The organism is Prosthecobacter sp. (assembly GCF_049294395.1).
Lineage (GTDB): Bacteria > Verrucomicrobiota > Verrucomicrobiia > Verrucomicrobiales > Verrucomicrobiaceae > Prosthecobacter.
Genome location: NZ_JBAQCR010000083.1, coordinates 1 through 4,393 on the forward strand (window position 1 = coordinate 1; position 4,393 = coordinate 4,393).

At 63.8% G+C, this 4,393-nt stretch carries 4 protein-coding genes; all 4 read right to left on the reverse strand.

Translation table 11 applies throughout. The features are described 5' to 3' along the window. Window positions 1-352: 352 nt before the first annotated feature. Window positions 353-1,597: an ABC transporter permease gene (locus WAW39_RS05530; protein ID WP_422316606.1), complete on the reverse strand. Its 1,245-nt coding sequence runs from the start codon at window positions 1,595-1,597 to the stop codon at window positions 353-355. Continuing rightward, the gene (locus WAW39_RS05535) at window positions 1,594-2,370 is read right to left on the reverse strand and encodes an ABC transporter ATP-binding protein (RefSeq protein ID WP_422316608.1); all 777 of its coding nucleotides are present in this window, start codon (window positions 2,368-2,370) and stop codon (window positions 1,594-1,596) included. Before WAW39_RS05535 ends, WAW39_RS05530 begins: the two co-directional genes overlap by 4 nt. 2 nt (window positions 2,371-2,372) lie before the next feature. Further along, window positions 2,373-3,500: an efflux RND transporter periplasmic adaptor subunit gene (locus WAW39_RS05540; protein ID WP_422316610.1), complete on the reverse strand. Its 1,128-nt coding sequence runs from the start codon at window positions 3,498-3,500 to the stop codon at window positions 2,373-2,375. Beyond that, window positions 3,497-4,393, reverse strand: an 897-nt coding sequence (locus WAW39_RS05545; RefSeq protein ID WP_422316612.1) for an efflux transporter outer membrane subunit, incomplete at its 5' end; no start/stop codon positions are given. The genes WAW39_RS05540 and WAW39_RS05545, both read right to left, overlap by 4 nt.

Consider the following 4,393-nt stretch of genomic DNA (forward strand, 5'->3'; position numbering starts at 1 on the left):
AACACATCGGCCGCAGAGCCAGTCTTCAGAAAGAAATCCTGCAATTCTGCCATCTTGTTAATCCTGTCTAATCAGCCACCAAGCCACGATCGATAATCATCTTCGCTCAGCGCTATCTCTCACGCTCCGACAAATCATCCTCAGTGGTCATGCGGTGTCATCTTTGACAGGATTAACAGAATTCCAAGATTACAGGATTAAAGCCAAATGACCCTGCGCCTCATGTTTTTAATCCACCCGAAAACACACCGAACGCCGAGCCAGTCTTCAGAAAAAAATCCTGCAATTCTGCCATCTTGTTAATCCTGTCTAAACAGCCACCAAGCCCGCAGTGCGTCTCCGCAGACTCGTATCATTCAAATCTCAGCGCGGCGATCGGGTTCATGTTCGCAGCCTTGCGGGCTGGGTAGAAGCCAAAGAACACGCCCACGCTGAAGCTGATGCCAAAGGCCACCACCACGCTGCCGAGCGAGACGGAGGGATGGAAGTTCGGGATCATGCTGGCAGCAGCGCTGGCGGCGAAGCCGAGCGCCACGCCGATGGCCCCGCCGAGCAGGCTCAGGGTGACGGACTCGATGAGGAACTGCAGCAAAATGTCACGCGGCTGCGCGCCCACGGCGATGCGCGTGCCGATCTCCCGCGTGCGCTCGGTCACGCTGACGAGCATGATGTTCATGATGCCGATGCCACCGACGAGCAGCGACAGCCCCGCGATGCCGCCGAGCAAATACGTGAGCGTGCTGGTGATGCTGTTCACCGTGTCAGCAATCTCCTTCTGATTGACGATGTCGAAGTCGTTCTTGCGGCCTTCGCCCAGGTGGTGGCGCTGGCGCAGCAGCGCGGTCACCTGCTCCTGAGCGGCGTTCATGAGCCCGTCGCTGCTGATCTGCAGCGTGACGAGCCGCGGATACTTGTCTCCCGTGAGCCGCCGCATGGCCGTGGTGTAGGGAATGAGGATGCGGTCGTCCTGATTGGCGCCGCCCATGCCTGCGCCCTTGCTTTCAAGCTGGCCGATGATGGTGAAGGGCATGTTCTTGATCCGCACCGTCTGCCCCACGGGATCCAGCGGGCCAAAGAGCTCCCGTGCCGTGCGCGAGCCGATGACCGCCACGCGCGCGGAGCTGCGCACCTCCCTTTCCGTAAACATGCTGCCGCGCGCCAGCGGCCAGTCGCGTATGCGCAGGTAGCCGGCGGACTCTCCGGCGATGGTTGTGCTCCAGTTCCGCCCGGCGGCAACGGCCTGCGCTGAGAGTGTCACCTCCGGGCTCGCGGCCTGCACGCTGCGCACCTCCCGGCGGATGGCCTCCACGTCCTCCAGCGTCAGATTGCTGGACTCGCCGCTGCCTGCGGCGGCAGCGTTTGTGCGCCGGCTTTTGGAAAACACCATGAGCAGATTGGAGCCGAGCGAGGACACCTGGTCCTGAATGCGCCGCTGTGTGCCGCGCCCCAGCGCCATGATGGAGACCACCGAGGCCACGCCGATGATGATGCCCAGCGCGGTGAGGATGCTGCGCAGCTTGTTCCGCCGCAGCGCGCGGAAGGCGATCATGGCCGTGAGGCCTGCACGCAGCAGCGGAGATGTGAGCGCGCGCATCATGGCGTGGTGGAGAGGCTGGCGTGTTGTTCGGACGCATCCAGCGCGGCACGCTGGACGCCGGCAAAGAGGCGCGCGGTGCACGGCTCATCACGAATGACCCTGCCGTCACGCATGACGATGATGCGCTTGCAGTACGCGGCGATGTCCAGCTCATGCGTCACCATCACCACGGTGATGCCCGCGTCGTTCAGCTCCTGAAACAGGCCCATGACCTCGATGCTGGTGCGTGTGTCCAGATTGCCCGTGGGCTCGTCCGCCAGCACGAGCTCCGGCCTGTTCACCAAAGCGCGGGCGATGGCCACACGCTGCTGCTGACCGCCGGAGAGCTGGTTCGGGTGATTGTAAAGGCGTGCGCCCAGCCCCACTTTTTCCAGCGCCTCGATCGCGCGCCGCCTGCGCTCCCGCAGCGGCACATGCGGGCTGGTGTAAAAAAGCGGCAGCTCCACATTCTCACACGCCGTGGTGCGGGCCAGCAGGTTGAAACTCTGGAAGACAAAGCCGAGCTTCTGATTCCGCAGGCGCGAGAGTTCCGCGCGGCCCAGCTTCGCCACATCCACACCATCCAGCAGGTAGCTGCCTGCGGTGGGCTGGTCCAGGCAGCCGAGCATGTTCATGAGTGTGGATTTGCCGGAGCCGCTGGAGCCCATGATGGCCACGAACTCGCCGCGCCCGATTTGCAGGCTGACCCCATTCACGGCGCGCACCTCCACATCTCCGGTGCGGTAGATCTTCTGGAGGTTTTCCAGCTCAATGACTGTCTCCTTCGTGCTCATGGCTATATGGATGGCGGCGGGCCTCCCGCTTCCTCTTTGGCTCCGCCCCGGCTGGCGGTGATCACGCGTGCACCGGCCTCCAGGCCCTCCAAGACCTCCGTCTCGCTGTTGTCCGTGATGCCCGTGGTGATGATCGCGGCGCGCAGCACGGGATCTTTCTCCGTGCCTTCCAGCACGTACACCAGCTGCTGCCTGCGCTGGAGTTTGGCATCGGCGGAGCCCGTGACCTTGCTGCCTTCCGGCGGGGTGAAGCGCAGCGCGGTGTTTGGCACCTTCAGCACGCCGCTTCTCTCCGCAGTCAGGATGGAAACGTCCGCCGTCATGCCGGGAAAAAGACGCTGCTCTGGATTCTCCACGTCGATGAGCGTCTCATACGTCACCACATTCTCCTTCGTCGTGGGGGAGATGCGCACCTGCACCACCTCGCCGCTGAAAACATCATCCGGAAAGGCGTCCACGGTGAAGTCCACCTTCTGCCCCATCTTCACGCGGCCGATGTCCGCCTCGGAGACCGTGGCGCTGATGCGCATTTTTTTAATGTCCTGCGCGATGGTGAAGAGCACCGGCGTGTTCATGGCTGCGACGACCGTCTGGCCTGCGTCCACCTTTCGTGAAACCACGATGCCGTCCACCGGCGCGGAGATGCGACAGTAGCTCAGGTCCGTTTGAGCTTGATCGAGCACCGCCTCCTTGATGGTCACGGTGGCATCCGCCTGCCCCAGCTCCGCCACGGCCTGCTCCACATCCAGCGCCATGACTCCGCGCAGGGGAAAGAGCTCCTTCTTGCGGGCCAGGTTCTGCTTCTTCCACATGGCGCTGGCCCTGGCTCCGGCCAGTTCTCCTTCGGCGGCCTTCACCTTGGCGGCATAGATGGAGGTGTCCAGCTCCGCGATGAGGTCCCCGCGCTTCACGATGGAGTTGAAGTCCGCGTTGAGCTTCATGACACGGCCGGACACCTGGCAGCCCACGTCCACGCTCACCACCGCGCTGAGCGTGCCGCTGGCCATCACCACGGCGCGCAGGTCTCCTTTGGCGACGGTGGCGGTCTCATAGCGCAGCATGCCCGCCCCCGGTGGTTTGCAGGCTGAAAGGGCAACGAGTGACAACAAGATGAAGATGCGTGTGTTCATTTCCAGCCGCCTCCGACGGCCTGATAAAGTTTGATGCGTGCGGCCACCGCGTCATAGCGTGAGCCGATGAGGTTTTGCTGCGCGGTGAAGAGATCCTGCTGCGCCGTCATCACATTCAGATAAGTCGCCACGCCGCGCTGATCCCGTGCGGAGGCCAGGTCATAGCGCCGCTGCTGGGCGGCGGTGAGCTCCTCCAGCGTGCGGATCTGCTCCCGCGCCGCACGCTGCGCCACCAGCGCATCCGCCACCTCCCGGAAGGCGCTCTGGATGGCCTTCTCGTAGTTGGCCACCTCGATGCGCGTGCGCACCTTCGTGGCATCGAGGTTGGCCTTGTTCCGGCCGCCGGCGAAAATGGGCAGGCTGATCTGCGGCGCAAAGCTCCACACCGCCGTGTTTGCGCCAAAGAGGCTCGTCAGCTCCGCGCTGGTGGTGCCATCGGAGGCTGTCAGCTTCACGGTCGGGAAGAAGGCCGCGCGCGCCGCACCGATGTCCGCATTCGCCGCACGCAGCGTGTGCTCCGCCGCGAGGATGTCCGGCCGCCCCAGCAGCAGCTCCGAAGGCAGCCCTGCGGAGACCGCCTTCACCGGTGCATCCGCCAGCGCCCTGCCCTGCGGCAGCCCATTCGGCAGCGGCTGGCCGAGCATGAGCACGAGGCCGTTCTCCGCCTGCGCGCGCTGGCGCTGGTAGGAAATGATATTGGACCTGGCCGTGAGCACCTGCGTCTCGGACAGGCGCAGGTCCAGCTCCAGCAGGCCGCCCGCTTTGAAAATGCTCTCATTGAGGCGGTAGCTTTCATCCACCACCGCCAGCGTCTTCTTCGTGTTTTCGATGAGCTCATCCAGCCGCCTCACCGTGTAGTATTGCGTGGCCATCTCCGCGATGAGCGTCACCTG